This is a genomic window from Allobosea sp. GW823-FHT02B03 (assembly GCF_058797755.1).
On record NZ_JBXAJY010000003.1, the window covers coordinates 696,575 to 714,552 of the forward strand.

The following is a 17,978-nucleotide window of genomic DNA, read 5'->3' on the forward strand; positions in this document are numbered from 1 at the left end:
GGAAGAGCCGGCCGCTGCAGGCGCGGGCGAATGGTTCAATCCCGATCCTCTAGGCCTCATCCTGAGGAGCCGCGGAGCGGCGTCTCGAAGGATGCTTCAGATGTCTTCGGAGCCTGCTGGAGCATCCTTCGAGACGCAGGCTTTGGCTGCTCCTCAGGATGAGGGCCGAAAAAAACGTAAGCTCTACGCCGATAACGGCGTGACGCGACGGGAAGCGCTGTTCGGGCGCCCCGACAAGACGGAAAGGCGCCCCTGCCGGGCTGGGATGATGACTATGACCACCTCTGACACCGCCGGCAATGCCGCGCCATCCGTCCTCGTCCGCGACGCGCAGGAGGCGGACATGGCCGCGATCCAGGCGATCTACACCCACCATGTCCTCTACGGCCTTGCCAGCTTCGAGGAGACACCGCCGAGCGTCGCGGAGATGCTGGCGCGCCGGCAGGCGGTGCTCGGGCTCGGCCTGCCCTATCTCGCCGCCGAACAGGGCGGCCGGATCGTCGGCTACAGCTACGCGACGTCCTATCGCCCTCGCCCGGCCTACCGCCACACCATCGAGGACTCGGTCTATGTTGCCGACGGCTTCGGCGGTCGCGGGATCGGCTCGGCCCTGCTCGGTGCGCTGATCGCCCGCTGCGAAGCCGGCCCCTGGCGTCAGATGCTCGCCAATGTCGGCGACAGCGCCAATGCGGGCTCGATCGGCCTGCACCGCCGCTTCGGATTCGTGCCTGTCGGCACCTTGCGCTCGACCGGCTTCAAGTTCGGCCGCTGGGTCGACACCGTCCTAATGCAGCGCAGCCTAGGGCCGGGAGACCGGACGCTGCCCGACGGGATTGCTTAGTGCCATTGCTCCACAGCTCAGTTCATCCCGGGCGACCGAAGGGAGACCCGGGATCCATTCCGGACCCTCTTTCGGAAAGGCTCAGGAATGGATCCCGGATCGGCGCGGCGTCCGGCCGCTTGTCCGGGATGACACGCGTCAGGGTCGAATGTGACTGCGCATTGCTGTTGATGAGCCTATGACGATCCCCCGCCTCACCGTCTTCTGCCTCGGGCTGGCGCAGCTCATCTCCTGGGGCGTCTCCTATTACCTGGTCGGCGCCTTCGGTGAGTTGATCGGCAACGAGCTCGGCTGGTCGCAGGCGATCATCCATGGCGGGCTCTCCGCCGGGCTGCTGGTGATGGGGCTGACCTCGGGCGCCGTCGGCCGCCTGATCGACCGCCATGGCGGCCGCACCGTGATGTGCCTGGGCTCGCTGCTCACCGCCGCCGGCTGCCTCGGCCTCGCCTTCGCGCACACGATCGCCGCCTATTACGCAGCCTGGCTCTGCCTCGGGCTCGCCATGCGGCTCAGCCTCTACGATGCCGCCTTCGCCGCGCTGGCCCGGATCGGCGGCAGCGCAGCGCGCCGGCCGATCGCCCAGATCACCCTGCTCGGCGGCCTCGCCTCGACCGTGTTCTGGCCGCTCGGCCATGTGCTCGCCGAGCAGTTCGGCTGGCGCGGCGCGCTCATCGCCTATGCCGGCTTCGCGCTGCTCACCTTGCCCTTGCACCTGACGCTGCCTGCGGTCTCGGCGCGACCCCAGTCCGACGCGGCCGCAGCGAAACCTGCCATCACTCTCAGCCCGGCCGACACCCGCTTCGCCGGCCTGCTCTATGCGCTGATCGTCACCTTCGCCGGCATCCTCAATGCCGGCATGTCCGCCCATATGATCGGCATCCTCGCCGGACTCGGCCTGCCGGCCGCGATCGCGGTCTGGATCGGCGCGACGCGCGGCATCGGCCAGTCGCTGGCCCGGCTCGGCGAAGTGCTGTTCGGCTCGCGCACCAGCCCGTTCGATCTCAACCTGATCGCCTGCCTGGTGCTGCCGCTCTGCTTCGTCGTCGGTCTCGCCGGCGGGGCGAGCGCCTTTGCCGCGCTGGCCTTCGCCTTCTTCTACGGCGCCGGCAATGGCGTGCTGACGATCACGCGCGGCACGCTGCCGCTGATGCTGTTCGACCCGAAGAGCTATGGCGCCTATGTCGGCCGCCTGCTGGCGCCCGGCTTCTTCCTCTCGGCCGCCTCGCCGCTCGGCTACGCGCTGCTGATCGAGCGCTATGGCGCCTCGGCGGCGCTGATCCTGTCGGGGACGCTGGCGCTCGCCATGCTGGTTTCGGCGATACTGCTCCGGCGACGCTTCCGCAGCCTGCCACGCTCCTGACAGCGCCTGTCAGCAAGCGCGACAAGAACAATGCGGCAACATCTGCGGCTGCGTGCTACTCATGCCCGCCTCTCGCCCAGCTGCACTGGCACGGCCCGGCGATTGCCCTATCTGTACGGCTAAAGCTCAATCGGACACCACCATGGCCCGCAAGACCACGCTCGCCGAACAGGCCGCGACGCTGGAAGACATGTTCGACCGCAAGTCCGCACAGGACTCGGCGGCCGATCGGAACGCCCGCGTCATCTCCGTGCGCGGCGCGCGCGAGCACAATCTCAAGAATGTCGACCTCGCCATTCCGCGCGACAAGCTGGTGGTGTTCACCGGGCTTTCCGGCTCCGGAAAATCCTCGCTCGCCTTCGACACGATCTATGCCGAGGGCCAGCGCCGCTATGTCGAGTCGCTCTCGGCCTATGCCCGCCAGTTTCTCGAGATGATGCAGAAGCCCGATGTCGACCAGATCGACGGGCTCTCCCCCGCCATCTCGATCGAGCAGAAGACGACCTCGAAGAACCCGCGCTCGACGGTCGGCACCGTCACCGAGATCCACGACTATATGCGCCTGCTCTGGGCGCGCGCCGGCATCCCCTATTCGCCCGCGACCGGCCTGCCGATCGAGAGCCAGACCGTGCAGCAGATGGTCGACCGGCTGGTCGAGCTTCCGGAGAAGACCCGCGGCTACCTGCTCGCGCCCGTCGTCCGCGGCCGCAAGGGCGAGTTCCGCAAGGAGATGGCGGAGTGGCTGAAGCGCGGCTTCCAGCGCGTCAAGGTCAATGGCGAGTTCTACGAGATCGCGGACGCGCCTTCGCTCGACAAGAAGTTCAAGCACGACATCGACGTCGTCGTCGACCGCATCGTGATCCGGCCCGATCTCGGCGCCCGCCTCGCCGACTCGCTTGAGCAGGCGCTCGACCTCGCCGAGGGCATCGCGGTCTTCGAATATGCCGACGAGAAGGAGGAGAACGGCGAGGCCCGCCGCGTCACCTTCTCCTCGAAATTCGCCTGCCCGGTCTCCGGCTTCACCATCCCCGAGATCGAGCCGCGCCTGTTCTCGTTCAACAACCCGTTCGGCGCCTGCCCGACCTGCGACGGGCTCGGCCACGAGATGCGGATCGACCCGGAGATGATCGTCCCGGATCATTCGCTCTCGCTGAAGAAGGGCGCGATCGCGCCCTGGGCCAAGTCGACCTCGCCCTATTACGGCCAGACGCTCGATGCGCTCGCCAGGCACTTTGGCTTCTCGACCACCAAGCCCTGGTCGGAGCTGCCGCAGCAGGCCAAGGACTCGATCCTGTTCGGCACCGGCACCGAAGCCGTGCGCATGGCCTACAATGACGGCCTGCGCGCCTATGAGGTGAAGAAGCCCTTCGAGGGCGTGATCACCAATATGGAGCGGCGCTGGAAGGAGACCGAGAGCGACTGGGCCCGCGAGGAGATCGGCCGCTTCATGTCGGAGACGCCGTGCGCGGCGTGCAACGGGTTTCGCCTGAAGCCCGAGGCGCTGGCGGTCAAGATCGACATGCGCCATATCGGCGAGGTCTCGCGGCTTTCGGTCAAGGACGCGCTCGCCTGGGTCAGCGCCCTGCCCGAGCGGCTCTCGAAGAAGCAGAACGAGATCGCCCCGCGCATCCTGAAGGAGATCCGCGACCGGCTGACCTTCCTGCTCGATGTCGGCCTCGAATACCTCACACTCGCCCGCGCCTCAGGCACGCTTTCCGGCGGCGAGAGCCAGCGCATCCGCCTCGCCAGCCAGATCGGCTCCGGCCTCACCGGCGTGCTCTATGTGCTGGACGAGCCCTCGATCGGCCTGCACCAGCGCGACAATGAGCGCCTGCTCGGCACGCTGCGCCGCCTGCGCGACCTCGGCAACACCGTGATCGTCGTCGAGCATGACGAGGACGCGATCCTCACCGCCGATTATGTCGTCGATGTCGGCCCCGGCGCCGGCATCCATGGCGGCGAGATCGTCGCCAAGGGCACGCCGCAGGACATCCTCAGCGACCCGAACTCGCTCACCGGAAAGTACCTCACCGGCGAGATGAGCGTCGCGGTGCCCGGCAAGCGCCGCAAGCCGCAGAAGGGCCGGAGCCTGAAGATCGTCGGCGCCCGCGGCAACAACCTCAAGGACGTCACGGTCGACATCCCGCTCGGCCTGTTCACCTGCATCACCGGCGTCTCCGGCGGCGGCAAGTCGACGCTGGTTGTCGACACGCTCTACAAGGCGGTGGCGCGCAAGCTCAACGGCTCGATCGAGCACCCTGCCCCGCATGAGCGCATCGAGGGCATGGAGCATCTCGACAAGGTCATCGACATCGACCAGTCGCCGATCGGCCGCACCCCGCGCTCGAACCCGGCGACCTATACCGGCGCCTTTACGCCGATCCGCGAATGGTTCGCCGGCCTGCCCGAGGCCAAGGCGCGCGGCTATCAGGCAGGCAGGTTCAGCTTCAACGTAAAAGGGGGCCGCTGCGAGGCCTGCCAGGGCGACGGCGTCATCAAGATCGAGATGCACTTCCTGCCCGACGTCTACGTCACCTGCGATGTCTGCAAGGGCAAGCGCTACGACCGCGAGACGCTGGAGGTGAAGTATCGCGACCGCTCGATCGCCGATGTGCTCGACATGTCGGTCGAGGAGGCCAAGGACCTGTTCAAGGCCGTGCCCTCGATCCGCGACAAGATGGTGACGCTGGCCCGCGTCGGGCTCGACTATGTCAAGGTCGGCCAGCAGGCCACCACCCTGTCGGGCGGCGAGGCGCAGCGCGTCAAACTCTCCAAGGAGCTCAGCAAGCGCGCCACCGGCCGCACCCTCTACATCCTCGACGAGCCGACCACCGGCCTGCACTTCCACGACGTCGCCAAGCTGATGGAGGTGCTGCACGAGCTGGTCGAGCAGGGCAATTCCGTGGTGGTGATCGAGCACAATCTCGAAGTGATTAAGACCGCCGACTGGATCATCGACATGGGCCCCGAAGGCGGCGACGGCGGCGGCGAGGTCGTAGCGCAAGGCACGCCGGAAGATGTCGTCCGCATCGGCAAAGGCCACACCGCGCGCTTCCTCAAGGAGGTGCTGGAGCGGCGGCCGTTGAAGGGGAAAGGGGCGCGGGAGGCGGCGGAGTAGGCCGAGAGCCAAAATTTACCTATACACCGGGGGCGTCACAATCAGGTCGCCCCAATTCGGACATCGGCAACCGGCGCTGCGATGGACAGACAGCACATTGTTCACGGTCGCGGCGTGTCTGCTGCTCGGCATGGATAACGGCCACGGCAGGGAATGACAGAAGATTTGCGTCGTACTCGGACTTCATCTAGCTGGGCCGGCAGCGTCTGATATGGGCGCGACCGTCTCAGCGTGAAAGAGATAGCCAGTAGGCACCTGAATTTCAGGCAAACTACATGGACCGTATTTCTTTAAAGTAAAATTATAATACTTCGTCAACCACGAAAATTTCATGAAAACGTCTTGGCGTAATAATTTCCCCGAGAATGCAGAGGTGATTGCGTTATATGCACCCTGCAACTGGAAATCTAAGAGCCGAGGATCGACGGGCGGCATCCGCGTACCCAAAGGCTGCAAGTAATCAAGAAAATACCGGCCATCATCGTCCTTCAACCATTCTTGATAGACGTGGATGACCTTACCCTTGTCCATCACCGGCACCGGGCGCCCCCAACGCCCAGCAAGCTCATCGTCCAGCACGATCCGAGGCTCGCGCGTCGCGTGCTCCAAATCATACGCTCGCTTAAGCGCCGGGCCGTAAACCATATTCTCTCTATGGATCAATAGATCACTGACCACGCCGCCTCTTACCAACAAGCCAGCGTCAAGAAGCCTTGCCGCTATCCAGCCGAGTGTCCTTTCCATGGAAGACTTGATCCAAGAGCCATGTTCGGGATCATCGAGCATCGAAATGGCAATCGCGTCCGAAAATTGTGAAACTTGAGGATCACCGATCCACCCGCCACCGCGTTGAAATGCAGCCATATCGCTCTGCCCTTTGAGCATAGCCAGTGCCACACCAAGTTTCTTGGTCATCTCAGGATCGTTGCGTGACCGCTCGGCCGCATCCGCCCAGCCGAGAACATCAAGAAAAGCGACAATGCGCTTCTGGTAGACCAGTGAAGCCTTGTAGCTCTCGAACTCTTGCTGCCGGCGCTTTTCCTCGGCCTCACGCTTCGGTGCGTCCTCGATCCAACGCCTTTCCTCCTCGTCTCTCTGAGCTTTTTCTTCATCTGTGAATTCGACGAGGTACTGATTTTCTCCGTTTACGACCATGCCATAACGACGATTTGGATCCCGTTGGTCGCCTGGGATACGTTGGAGTTCAGCTCCAGCCTTCCGAAACACGGGAATCGTCGGCTCGCTCATATGCTCCACCAAGGCGCTTACTTCCTTGCTCCGAGGTTACGGGCCAGCCACGAAGCAAGCAAGATAGCGCCGAGCGCCTGCTCTTTGCGGCAAGTGTTCTTCAGTTATAATTTTTTGCACTGATTGCTCTTACCTTTAGGCATGAACAAGGCAATGCCATATTTCGGAGGCGTCGAAACTCCATGACCGTATATTCCCTGTGCACGACACGCGCGCCCTAGCTGAGACCGCTCATTATTTACTGTAACGTTTTGCCATGGATCGATCACTTGGTGACATTCTTGGACAGGCCCTGCGCGAGCAGGATTGGAATGACCGGCTGGCCCAATGGTCAAAGCCGGCCAGTGATACCGAGGAAGCTAGGATCGAGCGGGCGGCTACGATGGTCCGCAATGCCCTTACAGCTAGCCAATGGCTGAGGGATGAGGGCGTCGAGGTCGTCCCGCAAGGCAGCTACCACAACAACACCAACGTACGGCTCAAGGCCGATATGGACTTGTGTGTCCGCCATCCGTCGATCAACACAGTCTATATGCACCCCTCAATGGTGCCAGCGGATGTCGACCGCCACCTAGGCTACACTCGCACCCATTTGCGAGCCGACATCTTCGCGGTTATGCGCTATGAGATAGAGGCGGCCCTCAAGGCTTATTTTGGGAAGCCAAACGTGGAGAGTGGCAGTAAGGCCTTTACGGTCTCGGCGGTCCCCGGTTCCCGTTCCGACATCGACGTCGTCCCAGCGACAAAGCTCCACGCCATCTATCCGGCGATCAGCCCGGATTCCTATTACTGTGTAGTCGAGGGCGTCGTGCTGCGGAGGACAGACAGCGAAGAGATTTACAATTTCCCAAAGCTGCATCACGAAAACGGCAAGGCGAAGCGCAAGCGGACCAGCCATCGATTCAAGAAGATTGTACGACAGGCCAAGACGATGCGCGACCAACTGGTTGACCAGGGGCAACTGAGGAAGGGTCAGGTCCCTTCATTCCTCGTCGAGAGCCTCGTCTATATCGTTGAGGACCATCACTTTCTGTTAGAAGAGAATCATTACGCTCGTCTCAAGCGCATCTTGGAGCGGATGTGGGATCGCCTTACGGAAGGCAATCCCATGACACTATCCGAGGTGAATGACGTCAAGAAGCTCTTCGGAACGCACCAGCCGTGGCACATTGAGGACGCGAAAGCGTACGTCGCCGCTGCGCATCGCTGGCTGATCTCCTGATGTGGGGACTGCTCGGACCAAAAACACAAGCGAGCGCTCTCATTCTAGCCGGCGCCTTACTAGCGTCCGTGATTGATACCGTCGCTGCCGGCACTGGCTGGGACGCAATGAATGCTTGGCAGCGTGGCTCGTTACTTGTCACGATCCTCGTGTCGGTCGTCGGAACGCTCCTAAACTTCGTCTGGCCGGTATTGTGGAGGTGGATGCCCTTCTTGAACAAGCTCGTCTTCCCAGATCTGAATGGCGACTGGAAGGGTGAACTGACGAGCACCTGGATCGATCCAGACACCGGCGTCCCGCCTTCACCGATCAAGGCTGAGATCACGATCGTGCAGGGTCTGTTCGAGACCACGATACTACTGTCCACCGCAGAATCGGAATCGTCATCGAGTCGCTGTTTGCTTGAGTTCGATCGTAAGGCCGGCATCGCTCGCCTCTGGTATGCGTACGGCAACAAGGCTCGCGCCAGCGTGGCAGCTCGCAGTCCGCGCCACGAGGGTGTGGCTTGGCTGGAGATGAACGTCCGCAAATTCACCTCAACCATAGAGGGTGAGTATTTCACGGACCGGAAGACGAGCGGCGAAATTCGAATGTCTAGAAGCCGAGGCCGAAGTCTACGACGCGTTTCGTAAATTGCTTCCCACATGCGGGCCCGACGGCGGCTCCGCCGCTTTCCCGCGTGAAGAGCCTGTTCCTATAAGTCAGGAGCATAGGTTCTCGATGCCCAGAGACAACCAGTGCCGGGGACGAACCCGCAAACTTATCCCCGCCCGCAAAACCTCCCATACACTCCCCTCGCCCATCACCCATGCGGGGCGGCCGTCCGGAGGTATGCCAGAGGTCGGGTGAGGGTCGGCGCCTGCGGGCGGGGGTTACGCCCCGCTCCCGGGAGGCTTCGGGGCACCGCCCTGGGGGCACTACGACCCCTGTGCGAGGAGCTCGCTAGATGAAGCGGCTGCAGCGGCCGCCGTGATGGCCCGAGGGAGCGACGACCCGAAGAGGGGACCTGGCTTCCAATGGCATCGCGGCACGGCCAGCAGCCGGCTTCGCAGAAGCGCGGCCCGGAGACTTTAAGAAGCCGAAGGCGGAGCGCCACGGGGCGTGCGGATGAGGCTTCATCCGCGCCGCTTCCTGGCTCAACGGAAGCGGATGCTACTCGACGCGCCTCGCGGCGCTCCGCCAGCCCCGTATGTTTCAGCGCCCGCAGGCAGGCCTGCGGGCGGGATTGGCGCATGGGTGAAGCAAAGGGTGCGGGAAGCGCGACGGAGAACCCCTCTCCCGCATCGAAGTCGGGTCTACCCGACTTCGATCACTCTGAGTGCTGATCTCGGGCAAGCCCGAGATCAGTGGAGAGGGGCAGGGGTGAGGTGTTCGGGAGAGAGATCGCTGGCGTCGACATCGCCGCGGTCAGCGCGACGCAAACTGGTCCGAGCGCGTACACCTCCCTCTCCTTACAGGAGAGGGTTTTCCGCTCCGGTTCCTCTCCTTTCCGCATTACGCACGCGCCCCGGCGCTTGCTGGAGCCCGCCTCACCGCCGGCGAGTCGAGCGGCAAGTCGAGCAGCACGTCGCAGGCGACGTTGACGCTGGCGCTGAGGGCGAGCGCGTCATCCCCGGCGCGGCGGATCGGCCTGCCGATACGGCAGTTTTCGCGGAACAGCTGCGCGAGGCTGCGGCTTTTGTTTACCCTCTGCCCCTCTAATCTCGCCGCAAACAAGAAGCGGGGGATTCGGATTTTGACGGGACGACATCGCAGAGGGCGACGCTGGGCCATGGCGCTGGCGATGGCGGCGAGCACCGGTCCGGCGCTGGCCGAGCCGCGCTCCTCGCCGGTCGAGCAATGCGCCTATTGCCATGGCGAGGACGGAATCGCGCGCGATACCGAAGTGCCGCATCTCGCCGGCCAGAACGAAAAGTACCTGTTCAACCAGATGATGGCCTTCCGCGCCGGCAAGCGCCCGCACAAGGAGATGCGCTTCATGGCCCGCCATATGACGGTGCAGGAGGTCGCGGCGATCGCGGCCTATTACGCCGCCCTGCCGCCACGCTGAGGCCGCCATGCTCGCCCCGGACGACCTTGCCGCCTATCTCGCCCGCATCGGCTATGATGGCGAGGTCGCGCCGACCCGGGTCGCACTGGCGCGGCTGCATTTCCTGCATCCGCAGGCGATCCCGTTCGAGAATTTCGACGCGCTCGCCGGAAGGAGCGTGGAGATCGGGCTGCCCGCCGTCTTCGACAAACTCGTCGGCCGGCGGCGCGGCGGCTACTGCTTCGAGCACAACACCCTGTTCCACGCCGTGCTCGAGGCCTTCGGCTTCCCGGTGACGCCGCTCGGCGGGCGCGTGCTGATGGGCCAGGCCGAGGATGCGCAGGTCGCCCGCTCCCACAAACTGCTGCGCGTCACCTGCGAGGGCGAGGATCTGATCGCCGATGTCGGCTTCGGCGGCATGACGCTGACCGGGCCGCTGCGCCTCGCCGACGGCGCCCCGCAGAAGACGCCGCACGAGCCCTACAGGCTCGACCGCAGCGGCGAGGACTGGTGGCTGCGCGCCGAGATATCAGGCGAATGGCGCCTGCTCTATCGCTTCACGCTACAGCCGGTTCCGGCGATCGACGAGGTGGTGGCGAACCATTATGTCGCGACCCATCCGGCCTCGGCCTTCACCTTCACCCTGCGCGCCGCCCGCATCCTGCCGCATGGCCGGCTGACCCTGCTCGACCGCCGCCTGACCGAGCACCGGCTCGGCGAAGCCTCGCTGCCGGAGCAGATCGCGGACGACGCCGCGCTGCGCGAGGCGCTCGAAAACCGCTTCGGAATCGTGCTGGACGACGACCAGTGGCAGGCCGCGCTGGCGCGCATCGCGGCCGCCCCCACGCCCTGACGCGGATCGTCGCTACACGCATTTTTGACGATCTTTTTTACGCCTCGTTAATCACCGAGGTTTCATCCCTTGCGCAGGCAAAAGGAGATGAGGCTATGATGAAACTGACGGCGCCAGCGGTATTCCTGCTTCTGGCCACTGCCGGAACGGCACATGCTAATCCCGCCAAATCCATGGGACAGTTCAAGGACTGGAACGCCGCATCCTACCAGAACGGTAATAGCCAGCGTTGCTATATTACGAGCACACCAACAACAGCGAAACCAGATCAGCTGCGGCACGGCGACGTCTTCTTCTTCGTTCAGACCAGCGACGGCAAGGCAAGCAACACCGAGACCAGCTTCCAGACCGGCTATGAATTCGCCAAGGACTCGGTCGTCCGCATCACCATCGGCGACGCGGAATTCCAGATGCTGACGCTCGGCAAGGGCGCCTGGCTCAACCGGCTGGAGCGCGAGAGCGACCTCTTGGCGGCGATGAAGGCCGGCTCGTCCATGGTGCTGGAGGCGACCTCCGCCCGCGGCAACGACACCAGCTACACCTTCTCGCTCGACGGCGTCACCGCCGCCTCGCGCCTGCTCGATCAGTGCAGCTGAGGCCAGCCTTCAACCGCCTTTCCCGTCATGGTCGGGCTCGTCCCGACCACCCACGTTTTCACTGATCGCATGCCGCGCTCGAGACGTGCGGGCTCGCCGCAAGGGCGAGCATGGCGTGGAAGATCAGAGCACGCCGTGACGCTCGAACACCGAGCGCAGGCTCGCGCCCGCCAGGAGCTCGTCGCGCGTGCTGTCCTCGGCCTCGATCTTCTCGAGCGCCAGCTTGACCGCCTCGGCGGCGATCTTCTGCGGCACGATCACGACGCCGTCGACATCGCCGAAGATGAAATCGCCGGGCTCGACACGGGCGCCGGCGACCTCGACCGGCTCGTCGGCCGCCATCATCTCGGCGCGCCCCTTGGTGTCGAGCGGCCCGATGCCGCCATGGAAGAGCGGGAAGCCGAGCTCGCGGATGCGGCGGACATCGCGCACCAGCCCGTCGGTCAGGCAGCCCGCCGCCTTGCGCACCATCGAGGCCGTGGTCAGCAATTCGCCCCAGGGCGCGATCCGGTCGGTTGGCCCGTCGCAGGCCAGGACCGGGATCTCGCCGGGCTTAAGGCTGTCGATCAGGTCCATTTCGAGCGCGTAGGGATTATGCCCTTCCGGCAGGTGATAGCGCTTCATGTAGAGCCCGGTCCGCGCGAAGCCGCAGAGGATCGCATTGTCGTCGACCGGCCGGACGAAAGGCTTCACCGCCTGGTTCGGATAGCCGAGCTGGTCGAGCACGTCCGAGAGGACGGCTGAGTAAAGCCGGGTCTTCAGAGATTCCAGATCGAACGTAGCAGCCAACTCAGACATCGCTTCCCCCATGTTTTGCGGAAGCTTGTCGGCGCCCTCCCCGACGGTCAACCGATCCGGCGGCCTTGGGGCAGTGCGGGAAACGCAGGGCTGCGGGCCGTCCCCCAAAAGGTGACAGGGCCGCAAAGGCCCCGTCGAAAGGCTGAATGCTGTGCCGAAAGCGCGCGGAATCAACCGGGCATCGCGTCAAGCCGGGCGTAGCTCGCCTCCATGCCCTCCTCCATGCCGACGGCAAGCATGGCCTCGCGGGTGGCGGCGTCCGGCAGGGTCATGCGCATGGTCATCAGCGTGCCCGCGCCATCGGCCTCGAAGCGGGTCTCGATACGGTTGTCGGGCGTGACGTCCGGCATGTGGAAGCGCTCGATATGGACGATGCGGCTGAACGGTTCGAGGGTGACGAATTCGCCCGTGAGGGCGAGCTCGCCGCCCTGGCCATCGGTCCACTCATAGCGGAACTTGCCGCCGGGCCTGGGGTCGTTGATGCAGACTGGCATGGTCCAGCCCTCGGGCCCGAGCAGCCATTTCTGGATCAACTCGGTCTCGGTATGGGCGCGATAGACTGCTTTGGGCGAAGCCTTGAAGCGGCGGGTCGCGAGGATATGCGTATCGCCCTCGAGCGTCAGGGTAAGCTTGCTCATGTCTGGCCGTCCTCCTTGCTTGCTTCCATCTCGGCCAGAAGTTGGTCCAGCCGGTCATAATTCGCCTCCAGGGCTCGCCTGAGCATGGCGAGCCATTTGTCGATCTCCTCGAGCGCTCCCGGCGCGAGCCGGCACGGCCGCTTCGTCCCCTCGATCCGCCGGGTGATCAGCCCCGCCTCCTCCAGCACCTTGAGGTGCCGCGACACCGCGGGCTGGGTCATGTCGAACGGCCGGGCGAGCTCCATCACCGTCGTCTCGCCCAAAGCCAGTCGCGCCAGGATCGCCCGGCGGGTCGGATCGGCGAGCGCCGAAAAGGCAGCATCGAGCCTGTTCATCTCCATCTCCTTATATAAATTATCGATTATATAATGAGACGCGCATCGTCAAGCGCTCCAGCGGCCTGAGGCAAGGCAAAATTCCCTTGCGGAACACCAGAGCGGGGCAGACGATCGGATGCAGCGCCGCCAGTTGCCGCGACGCAGGATACAAGGCTCGCCATCCCCCACCGGAGAGATGCCGCCATGCACAGCCTTCTGAAGCTAGCGACCCTGCTCACCGTTTCCGCCGGCGGCTTTCTCGCGCTGGCGCCGGCGGTCTCGACACCGGCCGATGCCGTCGTCTGCGCCCGCGGCGTCCGTGGCGCCGCCTGCGCCGGACCGCGCGGCGCAGCCGCGGTTCGCCGCCCTGCCCCGGTCGTTGTCGCGCCCGTTCGGCGCGGTGCTGTCGTCGCGCCGGTGCGCCGCGGCGCGGTGGTCGTGCGCTGAGCGGCCGACGGCAGCGAAGGCCTAGAGGTTGCGAGATGGGCTGCGATACGTGATCGCAGCACGCAGCAGCAGGTAGAGCACGGCCGCATTGAGCAGGTGCCAGGCCCAGTGCAGCCCGAGCGGCACGTGCTGGCAGAGCACGCCATCGAGCGAGCGCAGTGTCAGGGACAGCGCGAAGACGAAGCCGGCCAGCCCGATCTGGCAGGCGGCGGTGCCGGCTTGTCCGCGCAGCGCGAGCCCTGCCGCAACGCCGAACAGAGCGAACACAAAGCCGGCATAGCCGGTGGAGCCACGCAGCACCGGCGGCAGCCAGAGCGCGAGAAGCGCCGCCAGCGCCGAGGAGGCGGCCAGAAAGAAGAGCGTGCCGAGGATCGCGCCCGCCGCCGACGCTCCGAAGAAGCGCCTTAGCGCCAGCCCGAAATAGAAGAAGGCGAAGAGCTGGATCGGCACGACATCGGCCAGCAGCGTCCAGCGCTGCGGCATGGTGTGGAACAGGAAAGAGCCGATCGCGATGGCGAATACCAGGGCAGTCAGTATGGCGGCTGGCCAGTCGGTGCGGCCGGCACGCCACAGCAGCATCAGGCCCGCCAGCGCCGCGAGCAGGAAGGCGCCGTTGCTCCAGGCGTTCAGCGGCTCGGCCCAGAACGATGGATCCTTGCGCTCGCAATAGCCGTAGCTGCTCATTCGCCCGCGCCCCCAGTCAAAGCCCCGCCCCCCGACCTGTCATTGCCGGACGACGTCTTCGCGACCATATCGCATGCGCGAAATCAGTCATGGTGAACACTGCGTTTCAACCGCCGGGACGCCCCTAACCATATTGCAGCGCAACATCGCATGGCAGAGAGGGGTAATCTGGCGCCGGTTTGGGCGAATTCTGAGAGACGCAGCTGAAGCTCTCGATTCTGCACATCAGATAGGCACGAATCTCACGGTTCCTATCAAATTGTTAAGCGCCCCGCGCGGGTCTGGGGAACTTTCCAAACGATCTCTTAATTCATCATGCATCCAGAGCATAACGGAACTGATGGAACAGCCCCTGCAATAAGCACACTGATCGCTCTATATGCAGTGCACAACGAATTCATCGCTGTCAGGGGTTGAGCCCTGCAATAACAAGGAGAACCACCATGTTCGTCACCATGATCGCCGCCAAGATCCGCGCCTATCTTCGCTACCGCGAGACCGTCCGTGAGCTGTCCCGTCTGACCGACCGCGAGCTCGACGATCTCGGCCTGTCGCGCTCCGAGATCCAGTTCGTCGCGCGCTCGCACGCCGCGGTCTGAACACAAGACGCCTGATTTCTCCCGGACCGTGTCCTCCCCTCGGTCTGGTCGAAGAGCGAATGCCCGCTTTCGAGCGGGCATTTTGCGTTTTGGGGCCTGAAACGTCTCCTGCCCCTTGACCTTCCGCGCGCGCGCGGACACATCGCGGCCATGAGTATCGCACCCGTTCACGTCGTCGGCGGCGGCCTCGCCGGCTCCGAAGCCGCCTGGCAGATCGCCCAGGCCGGCGTTCCCGTCATCCTGCATGAGATGCGCCCCGTGCGCGGCACCGACGCGCACAAGACGGAGGGGCTGGCCGAGCTGGTCTGCTCCAACTCCTTCCGCTCCGATGATTCGTCGAGCAATGCGGTCGGCCAGCTGCATTGGGAGATGCGCCGGCTCGATTCGCTGATCATGGCCAAGGGCGACGCCCATCAGGTCCCGGCCGGCGGCGCGCTCGCGGTCGACCGCGACGGATTCTCGCAGGCGGTGACCGCAGCGCTCGAGGCGCATCCGCTGGTCACCATCGACCGCGGCGAGATCGCCGGCCTGCCCCCGGCCGAATGGGACAAGGTCATCATCGCCACGGGACCGCTGACCTCCCCGGCTCTGGCAGAGGGCATCAAGTCGCTGACCGGCGAGAGCGAGCTCGCCTTCTTCGACGCGATCGCGCCGATCGTCCATTTCGATTCGATCGACATGGACACCGCCTGGTTCCAGTCGCGCTACGACAAGCCGGGCCCCGGCGGCACCGGCGCCGACTACATCAACTGCCCGCTCGACCGCGACCAGTACGAGGCCTTCATCGACGCTCTGCTGGCGTCGGAAAAGACCGAGTTCAAGGAATGGGAGGGCACGCCCTATTTCGACGGCTGCCTACCGATCGAGGTCATGGCCGAGCGCGGCCGCGAGACGCTGCGCTGGGGACCGATGAAGCCGGTCGGCCTGACCAACAAGCACAACCCGACGGTCAAGGCCTATGCCGTCGTCCAGCTCCGCCAGGACAATGCGCTCGGCACGCTGTTCAACATGACCGGCTTCCAGACCAAGCTGAAATACGGCGAGCAGGCCGCGATCTTCCGGATGATCCCCGGCCTGCAGAACGCCGAGTTCGCGCGGCTCGGCGGCATCCACCGCAACACCTATCTGAACTCGCCGAAGCTGCTCGACCCGACGCTGCGCCTGAAGTCCGATCCGCGCCTGCGCTTCGCCGGGCAGATCACCGGCTGCGAAGGCTATGTCGAGAGCGCCGCGATCGGCCTGCTCACCGGGCGCCTCGCCGCAGCCGAGCGCCTCGGCCGGGAGCTCGAACTGCCGCCGGCGACGACGGCTCTGGGGGCGCTGGTCAACCACATCACCGGCGGCCACATCGTCACCATCGACGAGGGGCCGCGTTCCTTCCAGCCGATGAACATCAATTTCGGCCTGTTCCCGCATATCGAGGGCCAGGCCACGCATGGGCCGGACGGTAAGCGCCTGAAGGGCCCGGCCAAGAGCGTCGCCCGCAAGCAGGCGCTGACCGCACGGGCGAAAGTCGAACTCGACGGCTGGATTTCCGGCACGCAAGCCCAGGCAGCCGAGTAGCAGCGGCGGCATCCACACGAATGTGAACGGCGCCGCCCTGCGTGGCGGCGCTGCCGATGCCCTTCCGTAAGCTGAATCTCGTCCGCAAGCGGCGCTCGCAAGCCTTTGATATATAATCGTTTCCGAGAGCCCATCTGACGCTCGCCCCGCGCGTGCGCCGTCGGCGTCGCGAGCGCCTCTGACGCGCTCGCCCGATGCATGGCAGGCAGGCCCTGAGGTCGTGGCCGCGCGCACTCCGGGCCTCTAACAGTCCTGCATCAAGTGCAAGTCCAAGGACTGGAGACGCTCTAAATTATGACTGATACGCATAGCGCGCGGCCGCAGGCCAGTGCCGCGAACATCCGCAAGGCCGTGACCGCCGCGACGGTCGGCACGGTCATCGAATGGTATGACTACGCGCTTTACGGCGCTGCCTCCGGGCTGATCATCAACAAGCTGTTCTTTCCCAACCTGTCGCCGGCCACCGGCCTGCTCGCCGCCTTTGCGACCTTCGCGGTCGGCTATTTCGCCCGGCCGATCGGCGGCATCGTGATCTCGCATATCGGCGACAAGTTCGGCCGCAAGCCGGCGCTGATCCTGACCATCCTGCTGATGGGCCTCGCCACCGTCGCGATGGGCCTGCTGCCGACCTATCAGAGCATCGGAATCGCCGCGCCGATCCTGCTCGTGCTGCTGCGCCTGGTCCAGGGCTTCGGCGCCGGCGCCGAGCTTGCGGGCGCGATCGTCCTCGTCGCCGAATACGCCCCGGCGAACCGGCGCGCCTTCTACACCGGCCTGCCCAACGCCGCGACGCTGGTCGGCATCATGCTGGCGACGCTCTCCTTCCTGGTGATTTCCTATCTGCCGGAAGAGGTGCTGCTCGGCTGGGCCTGGCGCGTGCCGTTCCTGCTCTCCGGCGTGCTCTTCCTCGTCGCCATCTACATCCGCAAGCATCTCGACGAGACTCCCGAATATGTCGAGGCCATGGCCCGCGCCGAGGCCAAGAAGCACGAGCAGCAGGTCCCGCTCGGCGAGCTCTTCCGCAAGAGCCCGAAGGAGGTGCTGTTCGGCTTCCTCTCGGTGACCGGCCACAACGCCAATGCCTACATCCTCAGCGCCTTCTCGCTGAGCTACATGACCAACACGGTCGGCATGGCCCGCACCGACGGCTTGATCGCCGTCACCATCGGCTCGCTCTTCGGCATTGCCGGCGTGCCCTTCATGGGCATGCTGGCTGACAGGATCGGCAGCGCGAAGGTCTATATGGGCGGCGCGCTGTTCGTGCTGCTGCTCGCCTATCCGCTGTTCTGGATGTTCGACACCGGCAGCCTGTTCTGGTCGACGCTCGGCATCAGCCTCGGCTATGGCATCGGCTTCGGCGCCATGGCCGGCGCGCAGGGGGCGTTCCTCACCAACCTGTTCCCGACGCGCTATCGCTTCTCGGGCCTCGCCATGTCGCGCGAGCTCAATGGCGTGTTGGTCGCCGGGCCGACGCCGCTGATCGCCCAGGCTCTGGTCGGCGCTGCCGATGGCCGGCCGACCTATGTCGCCGCCTATCTGATGGCCTGTTGCGCGCTGGCGATCTTCGCGATCCTGGTCATCCAGAATCGCTCGGTGCACGAGTAAGCGCCCACACGACACACACCGGCGCGTCGCAGGCGCGCCGGTGACTGCCTCCTGCGAATA

At 64.9% G+C, this 17,978-nt stretch carries 17 protein-coding genes; 12 read left to right on the forward strand and 5 right to left on the reverse strand.

Annotated features, from left to right (window positions below; genetic code table 11):
- Window positions 1-274 precede the first annotated feature (274 nt).
- The 3 genes from AC1REK_RS12880 (at window position 275) to uvrA (ending at window position 5,319) form a co-directional block, all read left to right on the forward strand.
- The gene (locus AC1REK_RS12880; protein WP_492267739.1) at window positions 275-841 is read left to right on the forward strand and encodes a GNAT family N-acetyltransferase; all 567 of its coding nucleotides are present in this window, start codon (window positions 275-277) and stop codon (window positions 839-841) included.
- Between the two features lie 178 nt (window positions 842-1,019).
- Complete coding sequence (locus tag AC1REK_RS12885) at window positions 1,020-2,201, forward strand: MFS transporter (protein WP_492267738.1); 1,182 nt, start codon at window positions 1,020-1,022, stop codon at window positions 2,199-2,201.
- A 142-nt stretch (window positions 2,202-2,343) separates the two neighbouring features.
- Window positions 2,344-5,319: an excinuclease ABC subunit UvrA gene (uvrA, locus tag AC1REK_RS12890; RefSeq protein ID WP_492267737.1), complete on the forward strand. Its 2,976-nt coding sequence runs from the start codon at window positions 2,344-2,346 to the stop codon at window positions 5,317-5,319.
- 183 nt (window positions 5,320-5,502) lie between these two features.
- On the opposite strand, the gene AC1REK_RS12895 is transcribed toward uvrA, so the two are convergent.
- Complete coding sequence (locus tag AC1REK_RS12895; RefSeq protein ID WP_492267736.1) at window positions 5,503-6,567, reverse strand: hypothetical protein; 1,065 nt, start codon at window positions 6,565-6,567, stop codon at window positions 5,503-5,505.
- A 256-nt stretch (window positions 6,568-6,823) separates the two neighbouring features.
- Between AC1REK_RS12895 and AC1REK_RS12900 the strand changes: the two genes are divergently transcribed.
- The 5 genes from AC1REK_RS12900 (at window position 6,824) to AC1REK_RS12920 (ending at window position 11,267) form a co-directional block, all read left to right on the forward strand.
- On the forward strand, window positions 6,824-7,789 hold the full coding sequence (locus tag AC1REK_RS12900) for a nucleotidyltransferase-like protein (RefSeq protein ID WP_492267735.1): 966 nt from the start codon (window positions 6,824-6,826) through the stop codon (window positions 7,787-7,789).
- A 212-nt stretch (window positions 7,790-8,001) separates the two neighbouring features.
- Window positions 8,002-8,421: a Cap15 family cyclic dinucleotide receptor domain-containing protein gene (locus AC1REK_RS12905; RefSeq protein WP_492267734.1), complete on the forward strand. Its 420-nt coding sequence runs from the start codon at window positions 8,002-8,004 to the stop codon at window positions 8,419-8,421.
- Window positions 8,422-9,560: 1,139 nt separating this feature from the next.
- Window positions 9,561-9,839, forward strand: coding sequence for a c-type cytochrome (locus AC1REK_RS12910; RefSeq protein WP_316020195.1), 279 nt, complete (start codon window positions 9,561-9,563; stop codon window positions 9,837-9,839).
- A 7-nt stretch (window positions 9,840-9,846) separates the two neighbouring features.
- Complete coding sequence (locus AC1REK_RS12915; RefSeq protein WP_492267733.1) at window positions 9,847-10,671, forward strand: arylamine N-acetyltransferase family protein; 825 nt, start codon at window positions 9,847-9,849, stop codon at window positions 10,669-10,671.
- Complete coding sequence (locus AC1REK_RS12920) at window positions 10,626-11,267, forward strand: invasion associated locus B family protein (RefSeq protein ID WP_492267732.1); 642 nt, start codon at window positions 10,626-10,628, stop codon at window positions 11,265-11,267. Before AC1REK_RS12915 ends, AC1REK_RS12920 begins: the two co-directional genes overlap by 46 nt.
- 123 nt (window positions 11,268-11,390) lie before the next feature.
- Here the strand turns inward: AC1REK_RS12920 and AC1REK_RS12925 are convergent, their stop codons facing one another.
- The 3 genes from AC1REK_RS12925 to AC1REK_RS12935 all read right to left on the reverse strand — a co-directional run bounded on the left by AC1REK_RS12925 (window position 11,391) and on the right by AC1REK_RS12935 (window position 13,038).
- Window positions 11,391-12,056, reverse strand: a complete 666-nt coding sequence (locus tag AC1REK_RS12925; RefSeq protein ID WP_492267731.1) for an RraA family protein — start codon at window positions 12,054-12,056, stop codon at window positions 11,391-11,393.
- Between the two features lie 179 nt (window positions 12,057-12,235).
- Complete coding sequence (locus AC1REK_RS12930) at window positions 12,236-12,703, reverse strand: SRPBCC domain-containing protein (RefSeq protein ID WP_492267730.1); 468 nt, start codon at window positions 12,701-12,703, stop codon at window positions 12,236-12,238.
- Entirely contained in the window at window positions 12,700-13,038 is a 339-nt protein-coding gene (locus tag AC1REK_RS12935; RefSeq protein ID WP_492267729.1) for an ArsR/SmtB family transcription factor, read from the reverse strand. Before AC1REK_RS12935 ends, AC1REK_RS12930 begins: the two co-directional genes overlap by 4 nt.
- 186 nt (window positions 13,039-13,224) lie before the next feature.
- Between AC1REK_RS12935 and AC1REK_RS12940 the strand changes: the two genes are divergently transcribed.
- Entirely contained in the window at window positions 13,225-13,467 is a 243-nt protein-coding gene (locus AC1REK_RS12940; protein ID WP_492267728.1) for a hypothetical protein, read from the forward strand.
- 21 nt (window positions 13,468-13,488) lie between these two features.
- Here AC1REK_RS12940 and AC1REK_RS12945 read toward each other — a convergent pair whose 3' ends face one another.
- Window positions 13,489-14,151, reverse strand: a complete 663-nt coding sequence (locus tag AC1REK_RS12945; protein ID WP_492267727.1) for a ceramidase domain-containing protein — start codon at window positions 14,149-14,151, stop codon at window positions 13,489-13,491.
- A gap of 443 nt (window positions 14,152-14,594) precedes the next feature.
- On the opposite strand from AC1REK_RS12945, the gene AC1REK_RS12950 reads away from it, so the two are divergent.
- The 3 genes from AC1REK_RS12950 to AC1REK_RS12960 all read left to right on the forward strand — a co-directional run bounded on the left by AC1REK_RS12950 (window position 14,595) and on the right by AC1REK_RS12960 (window position 17,918).
- Window positions 14,595-14,750: a DUF1127 domain-containing protein gene (locus tag AC1REK_RS12950; RefSeq protein ID WP_083533033.1), complete on the forward strand. Its 156-nt coding sequence runs from the start codon at window positions 14,595-14,597 to the stop codon at window positions 14,748-14,750.
- A 150-nt stretch (window positions 14,751-14,900) separates the two neighbouring features.
- The gene (trmFO, locus tag AC1REK_RS12955; RefSeq protein ID WP_316020188.1) at window positions 14,901-16,313 is read left to right on the forward strand and encodes a methylenetetrahydrofolate--tRNA-(uracil(54)-C(5))-methyltransferase (FADH(2)-oxidizing) TrmFO; all 1,413 of its coding nucleotides are present in this window, start codon (window positions 14,901-14,903) and stop codon (window positions 16,311-16,313) included.
- Window positions 16,314-16,607: 294 nt separating this feature from the next.
- Window positions 16,608-17,918: an MFS transporter gene (locus AC1REK_RS12960; RefSeq protein WP_316020187.1), complete on the forward strand. Its 1,311-nt coding sequence runs from the start codon at window positions 16,608-16,610 to the stop codon at window positions 17,916-17,918.
- The last annotated feature ends 60 nt before the right edge of the window (window positions 17,919-17,978 follow it).